Origin of the sequence: Thiocapsa sp. UBA6158 (genome assembly GCF_002423035.1) — a bacterium.
Classification (GTDB): Bacteria; Pseudomonadota; Gammaproteobacteria; order Chromatiales; family Chromatiaceae; genus Thiocapsa.
Genome location: NZ_DIUM01000010.1, coordinates 13593 through 31289, shown reverse-complemented (window position 1 = coordinate 31289; position 17697 = coordinate 13593). Strand labels below are relative to the sequence as shown.

The 17697-nt window shown below is 64.0% G+C and carries 10 protein-coding genes; 9 read left to right on the top strand and 1 reads right to left on the bottom strand.

The window, feature by feature from the left end; genetic code table 11:
- Positions 1-85 precede the first annotated feature (85 nt).
- The 6 genes from B4N44_RS01935 to B4N44_RS01910 all read left to right on the top strand — a co-directional run bounded on the left by B4N44_RS01935 (position 86) and on the right by B4N44_RS01910 (position 9801).
- Positions 86-1390 carry an ATP-binding protein gene (locus tag B4N44_RS01935; RefSeq protein WP_296696344.1) on the top strand — a complete coding sequence of 435 codons (1305 nt, stop codon included), beginning with the start codon at positions 86-88 and terminating at the stop codon, positions 1388-1390.
- Positions 1387-2370, top strand: a complete 984-nt coding sequence (locus B4N44_RS01930; protein ID WP_296696339.1) for a ParA family protein — start codon at positions 1387-1389, stop codon at positions 2368-2370. Before B4N44_RS01935 ends, B4N44_RS01930 begins: the two co-directional genes overlap by 4 nt.
- A 12-nt stretch (positions 2371-2382) precedes the next feature.
- Positions 2383-5304: a DUF1156 domain-containing protein gene (locus B4N44_RS01925; RefSeq protein WP_296696336.1), complete on the top strand. Its 2922-nt coding sequence runs from the start codon at positions 2383-2385 to the stop codon at positions 5302-5304.
- A 7-nt stretch (positions 5305-5311) separates the two neighbouring features.
- Positions 5312-6415, top strand: a complete 1104-nt coding sequence (locus B4N44_RS01920; RefSeq protein WP_296696333.1) for an AAA family ATPase — start codon at positions 5312-5314, stop codon at positions 6413-6415.
- A gap of 4 nt (positions 6416-6419) precedes the next feature.
- Entirely contained in the window at positions 6420-6935 is a 516-nt protein-coding gene (locus B4N44_RS01915; RefSeq protein ID WP_296696332.1) for a hypothetical protein, read from the top strand.
- 109 nt (positions 6936-7044) lie between these two features.
- A complete protein-coding gene (locus B4N44_RS01910) occupies positions 7045-9801 on the top strand; it encodes an ATP-binding protein (RefSeq protein ID WP_296696330.1) in 2757 nt (918 codons plus the stop codon).
- 417 nt (positions 9802-10218) lie between these two features.
- Here B4N44_RS01910 and B4N44_RS01905 read toward each other — a convergent pair whose 3' ends face one another.
- Complete coding sequence (locus B4N44_RS01905) at positions 10219-11520, bottom strand: nucleoside recognition domain-containing protein (protein WP_296696327.1); 1302 nt, start codon at positions 11518-11520, stop codon at positions 10219-10221.
- A gap of 655 nt (positions 11521-12175) precedes the next feature.
- Between B4N44_RS01905 and B4N44_RS01900 the strand changes: the two genes are divergently transcribed.
- From B4N44_RS01900 to B4N44_RS01890, 3 genes are all read left to right on the top strand, one after another.
- On the top strand, positions 12176-14425 hold the full coding sequence (locus tag B4N44_RS01900) for a phosphoketolase (RefSeq protein ID WP_296696325.1): 2250 nt from the start codon (positions 12176-12178) through the stop codon (positions 14423-14425).
- A 179-nt stretch (positions 14426-14604) separates the two neighbouring features.
- Positions 14605-15948, top strand: a complete 1344-nt coding sequence (locus B4N44_RS01895; RefSeq protein WP_296696322.1) for a four-carbon acid sugar kinase family protein — start codon at positions 14605-14607, stop codon at positions 15946-15948.
- Between the two features lie 328 nt (positions 15949-16276).
- On the top strand, positions 16277-17695 hold the full coding sequence (locus B4N44_RS01890; RefSeq protein ID WP_296696319.1) for an acetyl-CoA carboxylase biotin carboxylase subunit: 1419 nt from the start codon (positions 16277-16279) through the stop codon (positions 17693-17695).
- Positions 17696-17697 lie beyond the last annotated feature (2 nt).

Here is a 17697-nt window from a genome sequence, read left to right as displayed (position 1 = left end):
ACAAGTCGGACAGGCTCCTAGGCGCGATGTTCATGGCGAGTCTCGCTCTTGGCGCACGCTCATGTTGCGAACCTGCAGCAGGGCCTTGCTCTGCAATACCGTCGTATCGAGTCCCTCGGCTCTACGCAGTGGCGTCCCAGCTGAATTGTGGGAGACTGGTTGCCGACAAGGACCACAAACCTTTCCGGCGAGGAGTCTCCGGATCATGCTGACTCAACAGCAATTGCTCGGCCTACTGACCGACCTCGAGGCGGATTACGTCGAGCGCACCACATCCACAACCAAGACCGACAAGTTTGCCGAGGCCATCTGCGCCTTCGCCAACGATCTACCCAAGCACGGCCACGCCGGCTACCTCATCGTCGGCGCCACCGATGGTGGATCACTAAGCGGGCTGACGGTCACGGATGAGCTGCTCAAGAACCTCGCAGCAATCCGCTCTGACGGCAATGTGCAGCCTTTGCCGGCAATGACGGTGCAGAAGGTTGTCTTGGATGGCGGCGAGCTTGCCGTGGTCGAGGTTCAGCCGTCGGATCTACCGCCAGTGCGCTACAAGGGCCGCGTCTACATCCGGACTGGCCCGCGTCGCGGCGTCGCCAACGAGCAGGAGGAGCGTATTCTCAGCGAGCGGCGCGTCTCCCTCGCCCGCAGCTTCGACGCGCTGCCCTGCCGCGAATCTACGCTGGACGACATGGCGCTTGGGCAATTCGACGCGTATCGCCGGGAGGCCATCGCTCCGGACACCATCGACGCCAATCATCGCTCAGTGGATGAGCAGCTTGCATCGCTGCGGCTTTACGACCTCGATAAGCGCTGCCTGACTCACGCCGGCATCCTACTGTTCGGCAAGAATCCGCGCTTCTTTCTGCCCGGCGCCTACATCCAGTATCTCCGCCTGCCGGCGACAGACCTTACGGACCTGCCCGACGACCAAGCCGAAATCTCTGGTGACCTGACAAGCGTCGTTCGAGAAATGGAGTCCCGGCTCAAGCTGTTGATCCAAACCAAGCTGCGACCGGTCTCCGGGATGCAGGAAAGCCTTGTGCCGGACTACCCGGAATGGGCACTCCGCGAGCTGCTCATGAACGCTGTCATGCATCGCAACTACGACAGCAACAGCCCCATTCGCTGTTACGCCTTCTCCGACCACATCGAGATCATGAGTCCCGGCGGGCTGTACGGCGAGGCAACGCCCGAGAACTTCCCGACCCGCAACAGCTACCGCAACCCGGTCATCGCAGAGGCGATGAAATCCCTGGGCTTCGTCAACCGGTTCGGCTACGGCGTACAGCGCGCTCAACGACTGCTGGCAGACAACGGAAACCCGCCCGCACGGTTCGACTTCGACGCCAACTCCGTGCTGGTTCGGGTCTACCTGAGACCGGAATGAAGACCATCGCCTTCTTCAACAACAAGGGCGGCGTCGGCAAGACCTCGCTGGTCTACCACTTGGCCTGGATGTGCGCGGACCACGGCATTCCCACGTTGGCGGTGGATCTGGACCCGCAGGCCAACCTCACCGCCATGTTCCTGGACGAGCAACGGCTGGAATCCCTTTGGTCAGACGATGACCATCCGGAGACGGTATTCGGCAGCATTCGCCCGATACTGCGCGGGATCGGCGACATCGCCAACCCGCATGTCGAGGCAATCACGACCAATCTTGGCTTAATCCCAGGCGACCTCGGCCTGTCCCGCTTCGAGGACAAGCTCTCCGATGCTTGGCCGCGGTGCCACAATCGAGACGAGTCCGCGTTCCGCACCATGACGGCGTTTCACCGCCTGATCCAGGCAGGCGCCGGCGATCGGTTCGAATTGGTGTTGATCGATGTCGGACCGAACCTCGGGGCCATCAACCGTGCGGCGCTGATCGCAGCGGACCAAGTCTGCATTCCCCTTGGAGCCGACCTGTTCTCGCTGCAAGGCTTGAAGAACTTGGGTCCAACGCTGCGTGACTGGGGTCTTGTCTGGAGCGATTTGCTGGCGAAGGCGCCGGCAGGCCTCTCCGTACCCAAAGGGTCTATGCAACCCATCGGTTACATCATCATGCAGCATGGGCTCTTCGGCAGCCGGCCCGTCCTTGCCTATAAGCGCTGGATGGACCGGATCCCGACGGTGTACCGGGAGGCCGTGCTGGAAGAGCCGCCAAAGCGATCGATTCCGGTAGACGGCGACCCGCACTGCCTGGCGCTCCTGAAGCACTACCGAAGCCTCATGCAGATGGCGATGACCGCTCGGAAGCCGATGTTCTTTCTCAAGTCCGCGGACGGTGCCATCGGCGCCCATGGCGAGGCCGTGCGCAGCTGCTACCGAGACTTCGAGCGGCTCGCATCGCGCGTCGTAGCCAAGGCGGGTATCCCTTTTGTCTGAATCGGACGCGTCGTGAATATCAAAGCCCCCAAGAAGCTCATCGAGGTCGCCCTGCCGCTGGACGACATCAACGCAGCCGCGGCGCGGGAGAAGTCGATCCGCCACGGCCACCCGTCCACGCTGCACATGTGGTGGGCGCGCCGGCCACTCGCCGCGGCGCGGGCGGTGCTGTTCGCGCAGATGGTCAACGATCCGGGCGGCGAGCGTGGCTACTACAAGGGCAAGACCAAGGCCCAGGCCGACGCCGAGCGCGAGGAGCTGTTCGACATCATTCGCGACCTGGTGAAGTGGGAGAACACCAACAACGAGGAGATCCTGGAGCGCGCCCGCGAGGCGATTCGCCGCTCCTGGCGCGAGACCTGTCTGCTCAACGAGGGAAAGCCCGGCTTCGACCCGGACAAGCTGCCGGCCTTCCACGACCCCTTCGCCGGCGGCGGTGCGATCCCGCTGGAGGCGCAGCGCCTGGGGCTGGAAGCCTACGCCTCGGACCTGAACCCGGTGGCGGTGCTGATCAACAAGGCCATGATCGAGATCCCGCCCAGATTTGCCGGGCGGGCGCCGGTGCATTTGGCCAGCTCTGGGGCCGGCAAATCTGGAAATATTCAAGGCACTCTACTGAAGCGGGAATGGAAAGGGGCCGAGGGGCTGGCCGAGGACGTGCGCCGCTACGGGCATTGGATGCGCGAGGAGGCGTTCAAGCGCATCGGGCACCTGTACCCGCCGGTGGAGGTCACCTCCGAGATGGCCGAAGACCCGAGCAATCCACGACCGGACCTGAAGCCCTACGTCGGCAAGCAGCTCACCGTCATTGCGTGGATCTGGGCGCGGACGGTGAAGAGCCCGAACCCGGCCTTTGCGCATGTGGATGTGCCACTGGCTTCGACCTTCATCCTCTCGTCCAAGAAGGGTAAGGAGACATGGGTCGAGCCGATTATCGAAGGCAATCAGTACCGCTTCGAGATACGGGTCGGGACACCGCCGGCAGAGGCGAAGAGCGGCACGAAGTTGTCGCGGGGTGCGAATTTCCGCTGCGTCGTATCCGGCAGCCCGATTGATCCGAGGTACATTTATTCCGAGGCGCGGGCTGGCCTTATGGGTGCCCGTCTCATGGCGGTTGTAGCAGAGGGTCAACGGAGGCGCGTCTACCTAACACCGACCGCGGACATCGAGGTCGTGGCGACTAAGGCGGAGCCGAACTGGAAGTCAGACACCCCGATGCCCGAGAACCCGCGCTGGTTCTCGCCGCCGCTATATGGCCTGACGACCTACGGCGACCTCTTCACCCCCCGCCAACTGGTCGCACTGAACACCTTCTCGGACTTGGTGGGCGAGGCGCGGGAGCGGGTTCGGCGGGATGCCGTAGCCAGCGGCATGCCCGACGACGGCGCGCCACTTCGCAGCGGCGGCACCGGGTCGGCAGCTTACGCCGAGGCGGTGGGGGTTGCGCTTAGCCTCGGACTTGGTCGCTCGGCCGACTTTTGGTGCTCCATTGCGACCTGGAGTCCACAACCAAAAAATGAGCTGGTGGCGCACGCTTTCACGAAGCAAGCGATTCCAATGACTTGGGACTTCGGTGAGGTCAATCCTTTCAGCAAATCGGGTGGCAATTTTATTCAAAACCTGAGTTTCGTCGCGAAATGCTACGACCTTCTGGCTGGCGGAATTTCTGGATCAGCAATGCAGCTCAATGCTTCCGCGCAAAGCGAAGCCTTCGGGCGGATAGTCTCCACCGACCCGCCCTATTACGACAACATTGGATATGCGGACCTATCGGATTTCTTTTATGTTTGGCTCCGCAGATCGCTTCGGGGCGTATTTCCCGACCTGTTTGCGACTCTTGCAGTGCCGAAGGCGGAAGAGCTGGTCGCTACCCCCTACCGTCACGGCACGAAAGAAAAGGCAGAGGCGTTCTTCCTTGAAGGCATGACCGAGGCGATGAGGCGTCTAGCCGAGCAGGCTCATGCGACTTTTCCGGTCACCATCTACTACGCCTTCAAGCAGTCCGAGAGCAAGGGAGAAGCTGGAGTATTCAGCACGGGCTGGGAGACGTTTCTTGAGGCCGTTATGCGCGCAGGTTTCGCCGTCACAGGCACTTGGCCAATGCGCACCGAGCGAGGAGCGCGGTCCACCGGCATAGGAACCAACGCGCTCGCCTCCAGCATCATCCTCGTCTGCCGCAAGCGCGATCCCAAGGCCCCGACAATCTCCCGCCGCGACTTCCAGCGCGAGCTGCGCGACGAGATGCCCGAGGCGCTGCAGACCATGATCGGCAGCAAGCTGGGCGTGACGCCCATCGCGCCGGTGGACCTGGCCCAGTCCGCCATCGGCCCCGGTATGGCGATCTTCTCCCGGTATGCCGCGGTGCTGGAGGCGGACGGCACTCCTATGCCCGTTCACGGCGCGCTGGTCATGATCAACAAGGAGGTCGACGACTTCCTGAACCCCTCCGGCAGCGGCTTCGATGCCGACACCCAATTCTGCTCGGCCTGGTTCGACCAGTACGGCTGGGCCGCGGCCAAGTTCGGCGAGGCCGACGTGCTGGCCCGCGCCAAGGGCACCTCGGTGGACGGCGTCGCCCAGAGCGGCGTTGTGGAATCCGGCGCCGGCAAGGTGCGGCTGCTTCGGTGGGACGAATACCCCACCGACTGGGACCCCACCGAAGACAACCGCACCCCGGTCTGGGAGGCGTGCCACCAGCTCATCCGCGCCCTCAACCAGCAGGGCGAGACCGAGGCCGGGCGGCTGCTCGCCGGCATGGCCGAGCGCGGCGAACCGATCCGCCAACTCGCTTACCACCTCTATACCCTGTGCGAGCGTAAGAAGTGGGCCGACGACGCCCGCGCCTACAACGAGCTGATCGGCGCCTGGCACGGCATCGTCGAGGCGTCGCACGAGTCCGGACAGTTGGGCTCGCAAGGCGAGCTGGGGCTCTGAGACAGACATGCTCAAGCAACTCAAGATCACCAACTTTACGGCCTTCGGGAAAGCGACCTTCGATTTTTCCCCCGGCCTCAACGTGATTGTCGGGGCCAACGGCACCGGCAAGACCCACGTCTTGAAGCTGGGCTATCTCTTTACACGCGCCTGGTCGGACCTCTCGAAGCAGCGAGTATCGCCGGAGGGAAAACGCGCTGAGGCGTATTTCGAAGCGAGGCTCATGGGCCTATTCCGACCGGAACGGCTCGTGCATCTCGCACGCAAGGGAGCAAAGACACCCACAACTCTTGAAGCTGACGTAACGGGCGAGATACCGACAACCAAGATCTACATGCCCCATGAACAGCCGCCTGCTGGAGTCCCCGAAAAACTCCAATGGGAGATCGGCATCGATAAGAACGAAGCCAAGATTCGGACCGCGCGACTTGTCAATCGGGCTGCTGCAAACACGATATTGCCCGCTCCGTTATTCGTGCCGAGCAAGGAGATCGTCTCCTTCTTCGAGGGGCTGATCTCCCTGTTCGAGACCTACAAGATCAACTTGGATGAAACGTACCGAGACCTCGCGGTCGCTATGACTGTTCCTGAAAGTCAACAACCTTCGAAACTATTGCCGCAGTTGTTGGAGGGATTGTCAGGGTACATCGGAGGGGAGTTGGTACTGGAAAAGGGCAAGCTGTTGTTGCGTCAACCCGGCGGCGAGCAGCTGGAACCACAGTTGCTGGCCGAGGGCTTCCGTAAACTCGGAATGCTCCTGTACTTAGTGAGAAACCGCGTCATCGAAACGGGCAGTACCCTTTTTTGGGACGAGCCGGAGGCGAACCTCAATCCGGAGCTGACGCGTCCGTTGATCGAGGTGCTTGTCGCTCTCGCGGGTATGGGAGTCCAGGTGGTCCTGGCCACCCACAGCCTGTTCGTGCTCCGGGAGATCGAGATTCTTCTTCGCCAGGCGGATTACCAAAAGGTGCCTCGGGCCTTTTTTGCCCTGGCACCGGCGAAACAGGGTATCAAGGTGTCCCGAGGAGCGTCCTTCGAAGACGTGGACCCGATCCTTTCACTGGAGGCCGACCTGGCTCAGTCAGGCCGATTCATGGAAGTGACGGATTGATGCCATGCCGAGCGTCACCGTAGATCAGTTCCTCTTTGATCTCCCGACAGGATGGACTTGGCTCAAGTATGACGAATGCACTTTTTACCGAAACCACTTCAATGACCTGGCCTCGTCCAAGGCCGTGGACCTGCTCGCCCTGGCCCCTCAACTGGCAGAGTTTTGGATGGTCGAAGTCAAGGATTACAGACGTCACCGACGAACCAAGCCCGAGAATTTGTTCACGGAGGTCGCCCGCAAGGTGCGCGACACGCTGGCAGGTCTAGCTGCTGGACGCCTGGTCGCAAATGACCCGACGTCCCGCCAGTTCGCTGCGGATGCCATGCGGGCAGGTCGTCTTCGGATCGCGGTTCTGTTGGAACAACCTCGGACACCATCAAGGCTGTTTCCGCAGATGATTGACCCTGCAACCGCGAAGACAGCACTCAAGAAGGCGTTGCGCGCGGTCGATCCTCATCCCTTTGTCGGCAGCGCCTCCGCCCTGAGTGCGAAGACCGCTTGGACCGTCACCCCACCGTGAAGAGCGCAGTCGAATGAGCATTAGACCCTGGCGCGACATCGCCATCCCCCATCAGGACGTACTGAAGGGCACCTTCCAGCAGTCCGAGTTCGCCGCAGACATCTCCCAGGTGCAGCAGGGCAAGGCCCCGCCGGAATACCAGGACGCCCGCCAGTTCTTCGCCCGCACCTACATCACCGAAGGCATGCGCCTGCTGCTGGACAAGGTGATGCGGCGCCTGGCGGGCCAGGCCGGCGACCCGGTGATCCAGCTGCAGACCGCCTTCGGCGGCGGCAAGACCCACACCCTAATGGCCGTCTATCACATCGCCGAGCGCGATTGCCCCATCAGTGAGCTGGCCGGCGTGCCGCCGATCCTGGACGCTGCCGGCATCAACGACCTGCCCAAGGCCAACGTCGCCGTGCTCGACGGCATCAACCTGTCGCCCTCCAGCCCGAAGGAACACGGCGCGGTGCGGACCCACACCCTTTGGGGCGAGCTGGCCTGGCAGCTGGGCAGCAGCGACGGCTACGCGATGGTGCGCGCGGCGGATGAGGCGGCGACCTCGCCGGACAAGGACCAGGTCATCGCGCTGCTGTCCGCGTTCGCGCCCTGCGTGATTTTGATGGACGAGCTGGTGGCCTTCTACCGCCAGTTCGACGAAGGCCAGCGTTATCCCGCCGGCACCTTCGAGACCAACATGACCTTTATCCAGGCGCTGACCGAGGGCATCCGCTCGGTGCCTGGGGCCATCTTGCTGGCCTCGCTGCCGGACTCCCGCAACGCCGGCGAGGGGCGCGGTCAGGCCGTCCTGGCCCAGCTCGAAAGCTACTTCCGTCGCATCCACGCCATCTGGAAGCCGGTGACCAAGGATGAGGCATTCAGCATCGTGCGCCGGCGGCTGTTCGAGCGCATCGACGATCGCCTGGCGATGGAGGACGCCTGCCGTGCCTTCGCCGAGCTCTACCGCACCAACGGCAGCGAGCTACCGCCGGAGACCCAAGAGAACTATTACCTGGAACGCATGCAGCAGGCGTATCCGATCCACCCCGAGATCTTCGACCGGCTCTACGAGGACTGGTCCACACTGAGCAACTTCCAGCGTACCCGCGGCGTGCTGCAGCTGCTCGCTCAGGTGGTGCATCGGCTCTGGAAGGACGGCAACGCCGACGGCATGATCCTGCCCGGTGCGCTGCCGCTGAACGATCCCGGCGTGCGCAACAAGTGTCTCGACTATCTGCCCCAGGGCTGGGACCCGGTGATCGACCAGGACATCGACGGCGAGCATGCGCGCCCGGCCTTCATCGAGAGCAAGGAGCCGTTGATCGGCAAGATTCAGGGTGCACGGCGTTTGGCGCGGACCATCTTCCTCGGCAGCGCGCCCGGCGCAGGCCGCAGCGCACCTGGCCTGCCGCTCGATCACCTGCTGCTCGGCGTCGTGCAGCCCGGACAGACCCTGGGGCACTACAAGGATGCCCTGCGCCGGTTGCGCGATCAGCTCAACTATCTGAACGCCGAGGGCAACCGCTACTGGTTCGACACCCGGCCCAATCTACGCCGGGAGATGGAGTCGCGCCGCCAGCGCTTCTCGATGAAGGACGACATCGAGCCGCTGCTGCGCGAACGGGTGCAGCGGGTGTTCGGCAAGGAGCATGTGTTCGACGGCATCCATGTCTTCACGCCCTCGGCGGACATACCGGACGACTACGGCACCGGCCCGCGCCTGGTGGTGCTACCGCCCGCGGCACCGTACCGCAAGGGCAAGGACAATCCAGCCGAGCGCGCTGCCGAGGAAGTTCTGACCAAGCGCGGCGAGCAGCCGCGCCAGAAGCAGAACCGCCTGCTGTTCCTGGCCGCCGATGCCGACGCCCTGGAGCGCCTCAAGGACCAGGCGCGGACCTACTTGGCCTGGGTCTCCATCGTCACCGACGTGGAGGCAATGCGCCTGAATCTCGACCAGTTGCAGGCCAAGCAGGCCAAGGACGAGCGCGAAGAGTCCGGCAAGGCATTGCTGCGCACCGTGCGCGACACCTTCCGCTGGCTGCTCTCACCGGTGCAGGAGGTGCGCAAGGGCCGCCTGGACCCGACCATCCTGTGGGAGGCCGTGCAGGTCTCGGCGGCCGCCCAGAACCTGGCACAGGAGATCCAGAACAAGCTGCGCGACAACGGCTGGCTGATCACCCAATGGAGCCCGATCCACCTCGCCAACATCCTCGATACCTGGTATTGCAAGGACGGCACCACCGAGGTCGGCGCGCTGAAGGTCTGGCAAGACACCTGCCATTACCTGTACCTGCCGCGGCTCACGAACAGTCTTGTCTTCCAGGACGCGGTCCGCGCCGGCATCGAGACCGAGGACTTCTTCGGCTTTGCCGGCGGCAAGCAGGGCGACAAGTACCTGGGCTTCGCCTTTGGGCGGGTGACCAACCCCGTGCTGGACGAGGCGGCGCTGCTGATCGATCGGGAGGCGGCCAGCGTCTACGCGCGGCCGCAGGAGCCCGACGTCGACACGGGCCGGGCCGGCGGTGGCGCGGGATCGACCACGGGAGCCGGTACAGGTCCTGGCGGTGCCACTGGTCCTGGCGCCGGGACCAAAACGGGTGGCGGTAACGGTCAGACGACGGGAGGCGGCGTTGGGCCGCAGACGTCAGCGACGCATTTCTACGCCACAAGCAACCTCGATCCAATCAAGGCGAAGCTCCACTTTGCGCAGATTGTCGATGAGGTGGTGCAGCACTTCACCACCAAGTCCAGCGCGACGGTGACCATCTCCGTGGAGATCCGGGCCGAGGATGCGACCGGCTTCGACGACAGCATCCAGCGGGCGGTGCGGGAGAACTGCACCGTGCTGAAATTTTCGTCGGCGGAGTTTGAGGGGGACCAATGAGGTCGATGGACAGACGGCCCCTTCCGGAATACCAAATCAACGGAAGTGAGCAGATGGAAGCAGGCGCGGTCCACGCTGAGCACACTGTTGCGTCGATGTTCCCGCCCGCGTCAATGGCGCAAGCGATACGCGTACGCCGGGGTCTGGTCTCTCCTTTGCGCGCGTGGCAGGAGGAACCAAATACCGTCGTCCGGTGATCTCGCTACAGTGGGCGTTCGCAACGCGAAGGTCGCGGGCCGCCTTGGGTCGAGAACGGACCACTCCGCGACCTCTCCCCCGGTGCCGCAGTGCGGAAAGATCGGGGGAAGGCAGGTGAGCGAATCTTAGACATCTGTGACGAGATCATGTTGGAAACAACACCGCACGGTCGGCGAGACAGCCGTGCTCGATGAACGGCAAGGGAACCTCGACCTCGCGTCAAATGCCAGCGAAAAGAAACCAACAGCCGGCAACAGCCGCGATGACGGCAACCAGATCAGCGGTGAGCGCCGCGGCCAGGGTGTGGCGAATCCGCCGGATCCGCACCGCGCCGAAATAGACCGCGAGCACGTAGAAGGTCGTTTCCGTCGAGCCCTGGATCGTCGAGACCAGATAGCCGACATAGCTGTCCGGGCCGATGGCGGGGTCGTTGATGATGGAGGCCATGACGCCGTAGGCGCCGGAGCCCGACAGCGGGCGCAGCAGGGCCATCGGCAGGGCCTCGGCGGGTAGTCCGACCTGAGAGGTAAAGCCGCCGAGCAGGTTGACCAGCACGTCCATCGCACCGCTGGCGCGGAACATGGCGACCGCGACCAGGATGGCGACCAGGTAGGGGATGATCCGCAGCGCGACCTGAAAGCCCTCTTGGGCGCCCTCGACGAAGACCTCGTAGACGCGCACTCCGCGCATCACCCCGAACAGCAGAAATCCCAGCATCAGCGAGGGCACGATCCAGGGCGAGACCCGGTCGCCCCAAAGGATCGCGGCCGGGATGAGCGCGACCACGCCGCCCAAGGCCAGGATCGAGATCCGGAGGGGATAGGCGCCGGAGTCGGCGGGCAGATCGGTGCCGGCCGGGGTCGTCTCGTCCCCTGTACTTGACGTGATCGGCGCGCTCGGCTCGGGCGGTCCGAGCGGCGCAAAGCGCTGATAGAGGCGGGCCGCGACGACGGCGGCGATCGTGGCGCACAGGGTCGCGAAGAGTGTCGTCGGCAGGATCCCGGCCGGATCGCTCGACCCCGCGGCTGCACGCAGCGCGATGACGCCGGTCGGCAGCAGGGTGACGCTCGAGGTGTTGATGGCAAGGAAGAGTGCCATCGAGTTGGTCGCCGTGCCGGGTCGCGTATTGAGCTTATCGAGTTCCTGCATCGCGCGAATACCGAAGGGTGTGGCGGCATTGCCGAGCCCGAGCGCGTTCGCCGACATGTTCAGGATCATGGCCCCCATCGCCGGATGATCGGGAGGCACCTCCGGAAAGAGTCGCGTCATCAACGGGCGGATCAGCCGCGCGATGACGACGAGCATGCCGCCGGACTCCGCGACCTTCATCAGTCCGAGAAAGAGCGTCATCACCCCGACCAGGCCGATGGCCAACTCCACCGCACCGCTCGCCGCCGCCAGCATCTCGCTCGAGAGTACCGCCATGGGCGTCTGCGCGCCTTCGACGACGGGTAGGGTCAGCTCGCGCCAAGCCGTCGCGAGAAAGCCGATCAGGACGATACCGAAGAAGATCCCGTTCATGTAAACCGCGTCATGTGCGACAGCTGTTGGTTTGGGGTTGGGATTGATCTCGCCGCATCCTGCGACCTCAGGCGGTGACGCGGTTTAGATATTTTGAATTCTTGATCTCCGAAACGCGTCGTGCAGAGGTCGTGAGTTGATCCGCGCTCAAGTCCAGCTCGACGTGACCCGACTTCTACGAAACGCCTTTCGGATGGTACCTCTTATGGCCTCGCTCGTACGTAAGACCGGCCACCCAAAACATCAGTCGCTCGGACATCCGCTCTGCGGTGTCACGCATGCCCCGTGGCGCTCTGCGCCACGTGCCACGATGGCCGGAGTGACGATCAAGGCCCATCGCATGGAGCGACGGGGCTTGCAGTCATCGCCGGAATCGGCGCTTCGTCCGGGCTTCGAAGGAGGGCCGAATCATCGCAATCGCCAATATTTTGCATTGTGAAATCAAATATCGACGACTTTCCGCCGAGCGACCCTATCTTAATATGCTGTTTTTATTATCATATTTCTCGCTCGCGAGAAATATTCCGTATTGTGAAATAGATTACCTATTGCGGAATCTCCTCTGCGTTTCTAGTTTGCAACCAACGCCGCAGCCCATGTGATCCAGGCCGACGCGACAACCGACCAGAAACGACGAAAAACGAGGAGAGACACCATGACCGCATCCGCCATCACCCCCGCCGAGACGACGAGGCCCGATTTCTGCAACGGCGTGCTGCACTTCGCCAATCTGCCGGCCGACTTCGAGCGCCTCGGCACACGCCCGGCGATCCCGGAAGGTGCCCATCGAATCGAGGAGATCGACGACGCGGCGGTCTATCAGACCCGGCTGATGGCCGATGCCCTGCGCTACACGACCCTGCAGCTCTGTGCGTCCAAGGAGTCCGGTCATCCGGGCGGCTTCGCCAGCTCGGCCGATGCCTATGCGGCGCTGGTGATGCTCGGGCACACCAACATCCTCACCGAGGTCGGTCACCACGCGCCCGGCTTCTACAGCGCCATGTTCCTGGACGGCTCGCTGGAGGCGATGGGCATCAGCGACATGCATCAGCTCCAGACGCGCTTCCGCGAGCGCGACGGGCTGCTCGGTCACCTCTCGGGCGCCATCCCCGGTCTGCTCGCACCGGCCGGTCCGCTCGGCCAGGGTCAGCACTTCGCGATGGCCGCGGCCTATCTGCATCGCGAGACCCTCTTCCCCGTGACGATCGGCGACGGCGGGTTGGGCGAGCCCTACATCCTTTCGGCCTTCAAGCACTTCCACACCGCCTATCCGGAGGTGACGAACTTCCTGCCGGTGCTGATCTGGAACGGTTTCAGCCAAGAGCATCACTCGATGGTCTCGCTGATGGACAACGAGCGGATGCTGGCCTACTGGCGTGCGCACGACTTCGGCCGGGTGATCCTGATCGACGCGAAGGACTACGATGATGCCGAGCAGGAGGGCGACTATGTCGACAGCACACTCTTCGGCGACGCCGCCCGTTCGGCCTTCACCCGCGCGGTGCTCGAAGGGATGCAGGAGGCCGAGACGTCCGCGCTCGGCGGCACCATGACCTGCTTCATCGTCAAGCAGCTCAAGGGTGCCGGCGTCCATGCCACGGGTGCCAAGTCGCACAATCTCTATCCGGGCGACAACGCGACCAAGCCGAGCATCGCCGCCGCGCTGGAGCGCGGCGCGCTGGCCCCGGAGGCATGGGCCTTGGTGCGGACCAATATGCAGCGCGCCGGCGGCGGCCCGGCCGGCGAGACCGCGGTCACCGAGTCCGAGCGGGTGCCGACCGACATCGGGACCTTGCCGACCCGCGCCTTCGCGGTGGGCGAGAAGGCTGTGCCGGCGAGCGCCATGGCCGAGATGGTGGCCGAGCTGGGTCGGCGCGATCCGCTGTTCGTGGTGACCAATGCCGACGGCAACGAGGCGTCGAACATGAAGGCGATCAACGAGGCCCTGAAGATCCGCCATCCGACCGAGGACGGTCTCTACAACCAGTCCCCGACCGGTCAGGTCTACGAGCCGCTGAGCGAGGACGCCTGTGCCGGGTTCGCGGCGGGTCTGGCCCTGTTCGGCGGTCGCTCGCTCTGGCTGTCCTACGAGAGCTTCGCCATCAACGGCTGGCCGATCGTGCAGACCGTCGGCCAGGCGATGGCGGAGCTGCGGCGCAAGACCCCGGCACTGGTGTCCATGTTCACCGCCGGCGCGCTCGAGCAGGGTCGCAATGGCTGGACTCATCAGCGTCCCGAGATCGAGAACTACATCGGCGGTCAGATGCGCAACGGCAACGTCTATCTGCTCTATCCGGCAGACGCCAATCAGATGCAGGCCGCCTACGGCTGGGCGACCGAGCAGTTCAACAAGTGCATCAGCATCATTGCGTCCAAGTCGGCGCTGCCGGTCTATTCGACCTCGGAGCAGGCGCGCGAGGCGATCGAGCAGGGTGCCGTCTGTCTTGCCGATAGCGGACGGGGACCGGCCGGGACGGTGGTCTTCGCGGTGACCGGTGACATGGTGGCGCTGCCGGTCTTCGCGGCGAAGGAGACCCTGGAGAAGGCAGGCTACCGGGTGCGGATCGTCGCCGTGGTCAACCCGCGTCGGCTCTATCGTCCAAGCGATGTGGCCTGGCGCCACTGCGCCGAGCCGGACGATCGCTTCATGTCCGAGGCGGATTTCGAGGCGCTCTTCGACGGCGACGCCCTGATCGGCGTGAGCGGCGGCGGCACGGTCGCCCTGGAGCCGGCGCTGCTGCGCAGTCGTGCCGCCGCGCGTGACCTGTTCGGATGGCAGCGCGGCGAGACGACGGCGAGCCCGGCCGAGATCATGGCCTTCAACGGCATCACGGCCGAGACGCTCGATCGGCGTGCCCGCGACCTGATCGCGGCGGCTCGGCCCGCGCTCGACAGCGCCGCCTGACGGGAGCCGTCCAGCGATCGGCGCACGCCTTGGGCGTGCGCCGATTTAAGGTGAAAGGTGAAAGGTGAAAGGTGAAAGGTGAAAGGTGAAAGGTGAAAGGTGAAAGGTGAAAGGTGAAAGGTGAAAGGTGAAAGGTGAAAGGTAAAAATCCCAATGTTCATCGGGCGGAGATGACTCTCATGACCAGCCACCCAAACACCAAGATCATCGTCATCGACGACGACCCGACCGGGTCCCAAACCGTCCACGGCTGTCTGCTGTTGACGCGCTGGGATCCGGATACCCTGATCGAGGCGTTTCACGATTCCTCGCCGCTCTTCTTCGTCCTGAGCAACACACGCGGCATGGACGCCGCGGAGGCGGCGCGGGTGACGCGCGAGATCTGCGTGAACCTGCGTGCTGCGATGGATCGGCTCGCGGCGGATGGTCGGCCTGTTCAGCCATTGATCGTCAGCCGCTCCGACTCCACCCTACGCGGCCATTATCCGGTCGAGACAGACGTGATCGCCGAGGAGCTCGGCCCCTTCGATGCCCACTTCCTGGTGCCGGCCTTCTTCGAGGGCGGGCGGATCACGCGCAATGGCGTCCACTATCTAATCGTCGAAGGGGTGCCGGTCCCTGTGAACGAGACCGAGTTTGCACGCGACTCGGTGTTCGGATTCAGCCATGCCTTCCTGCCCGACTATGTGGAGGAGAAGACCGGTGGGCGCATTGCGGCGCAGGCCGTCGAGCGTTTCGGCCTGGAGGATGTCCGTGGCGACTTGGGACCACGGCTGCGCGCCTTGAGCGGCAACCTCTGCGGGGTTGTGGATGCCGAGCGCCCGTCGGATCTCGACGGCTTTGCCCGCCAGGTCCTGGACGCGGTAGGGGAGGGCAAGCGCTTTCTGTTTCGCAGCGCGGCGAGCCTGCTCACCGCGCTCGCTGCACTGCCGCCCCAGCCGGTCGCCCCGGCGGCCATGTCGACCTATGTCCGCGACGGGCGCTCGGGCGTGGTCCTGATGGGATCCCATGTCGAGAAGTCGACCCGGCAGCTTCGGTATCTCATCGATCACACGGACGTCGTCCCGATCGAGATCGACCTGGATCGCTTGATCGCCGAGGAGGATGTCCTGCTGAAGGATCTGCTAGGCCGGATCGAGACCGCCCAACAGGAGGGACGCGGCGTCGTGCTCTTTACCAGCCGCGGCGAGCGACAGTTCCCGAGCACGGCGGAGCGGCTTGCCTTCGGCGAGCAGGTCTCCGGTTTTCTGGTCAAGATCGTACGGAATCTCCCGCAGGAGATCGGCTTCCTGATCAGCAAGGGCGGCATCACCTCCAACGACACCCTGAGCCGGGGTTTGGCCTTGCGTACCGCAAGGGTGCTCGGGCAGATCCGCGCCGGCTGCTCGGTGGTGCGCTGTCCGGAGGATCATCCGCGCTATCCCGATCTGCCGGTGGTGATCTTTCCGGGCAATGTGGGCGGGGACGAGGCGCTGGCGGAGGCTTACGAGATCCTCGCAGACCCTAAACCGCGCCAAGTGTGACCCACGACGTCGTCACGGGGATGCGAGCTCGGCGCGACTTCCAGACCTCGGAGTCGACGCGGTTGAGAGGATTTAAACTGGCGTCGGGGTGGTTTGACGGGCTGTAGCGGTGCCGACCATACATCGGGGATGTCAACATATGATCCGGGGCCGGGCGATGCCGAGACCGCAACCCATTGTGGATGTTTTTTGGCCGGAATCTTAATCCCGCCGTCGAATCCCTTGCAGAATCCCTCCCATTCGTTATATTGCTGCGCAGCAGCATAGACGCGAGCCGATCTCGCCCCGTTTCCTTGGCCGTTTCGACGGTCGCTCCAGAGGCAAACCGATGCTTCGAAAGATCCTGATCGCCAATCGCGGCGAGATCGCGGTGCGTGTGATTCGCGCCTGTGCCGAGATGGGCATCCGCTCGGCGGCCATCTACTCGGACGCCGATCGTCATTCGCTCCACGTCAAGAAGGCCGACGAGGCCTACTGCTTGGGTAGCGACCCGCTGGCCGGCTATCTCAACGTCCACAACATCGTGAATCTTGCCGTGGCGACCGGTTGCGACGCGGTCCATCCGGGTTATGGCTTTCTGTCGGAAAACCCGGAGCTTGCGCGTGCCTGCGTGCGGCGTGGTGTAACCTTCATCGGTCCGACCGCCGAGGTGATCGCCCGCATGGGCGACAAGACCGAGGCGCGGTTGGCGATGCTGAAGGCCGGTGTTCCTGTGACGCCCGGCAGCCCCGGCAATCTCGAAAACCTGGACGCCGCGCTGCGCTGTGCCGATGAGATCGGCTATCCGGTGATGCTCAAGGCGACCTCGGGCGGCGGCGGACGCGGGATCCGTCGTTGCGACGACCCCCAAGCACTGCGCAACAACTTCGAGCGCGTCATCTCGGAGGCCACCAAGGCGTTCGGACGGGCCGAGGTCTTCCTCGAGCGCTGCGTCGTCAACCCGCGGCACATCGAGGTGCAGATCCTCGGCGATCATCACGGCAACTGCGTGCATCTGTTCGAGCGCGACTGCTCCATCCAGCGGCGCAACCAGAAGCTGATCGAGATTGCACCATCGCCGCAGCTCGACGAGGCGCAGCGCCAGTACGTCAACGGGCTGGCCGTGCTCGCGGCGCGGGCGGTGGGCTACACCAACGCGGGCACCGTCGAGTTCTTGCTGGACGACGACGGGCGTTTCTATTTCATGGAGATGAACACCCGCATCCAGGTCGAGCACACCATCACCGAGACCATCACGGGTGTGGATCTCGTCGAGGAGCAGATCCGTGTCGCGGCGGGGTTGCCGCTACGCTTCAAGCAGCATGAGATCGGGCGTCGCGGCTATGCGATTCAGTTTCGGGTCAACGCCGAAGATCCAAAGAACAACTTTCTGCCCAGCTTCGGGCGTATCTCGCGTTATTACGCCCCCGGCGGTCCGGGCGTGCGGACCGACGGGGCCATCTATACCGGGTACACGGTTCCGCCGCACTACGACTCGATGCTGGCCAAGGTCATCGTGTGGGCCCTCAATTGGGACGACGTGGTCAACCGCGGTCACCGCGCACTGCGCGACATGGGGCTCTACGGCGTGAAGACGACCATCCCCTTCTATCAAGAGATCCTGCGCCATCCGGATTTTCGCTCCGGACACTTCAATACCGGATTCCTGGATGCGCATCCGGAGCTTCTGAACTACTCGACCAAGCGCCGCCGCGAAGACATCGCCGCCGCCCTCGCCGCCGCCGTCGCGGCGCATGCGGGTCTCTAATA

Bases quoted from the DNA above. Each gene is read 5' to 3' on its own strand.
- B4N44_RS01930 (WP_296696339.1), top strand. From the start codon at position 1,387: ATGAAGACCATCGCCTTCTTCAACAACAAGGGCGGCGTCGGCAAGACC.
- B4N44_RS01895 (WP_296696322.1), top strand. From the start codon at position 14,605: ATGACCAGCCACCCAAACACCAAGATCATCGTCATCGACGACGACCCG.
- B4N44_RS01915 (WP_296696332.1), top strand. From the start codon at position 6,420: ATGCCGAGCGTCACCGTAGATCAGTTCCTCTTTGATCTCCCGACAGGA.
- B4N44_RS01900 (WP_296696325.1), top strand. From the start codon at position 12,176: ATGACCGCATCCGCCATCACCCCCGCCGAGACGACGAGGCCCGATTTC.
- B4N44_RS01905 (WP_296696327.1), bottom strand. From the start codon at position 11,520: ATGAACGGGATCTTCTTCGGTATCGTCCTGATCGGCTTTCTCGCGACG.
- B4N44_RS01920 (WP_296696333.1), top strand. From the start codon at position 5,312: ATGCTCAAGCAACTCAAGATCACCAACTTTACGGCCTTCGGGAAAGCG.
- B4N44_RS01890 (WP_296696319.1), top strand. From the start codon at position 16,277: ATGCTTCGAAAGATCCTGATCGCCAATCGCGGCGAGATCGCGGTGCGT.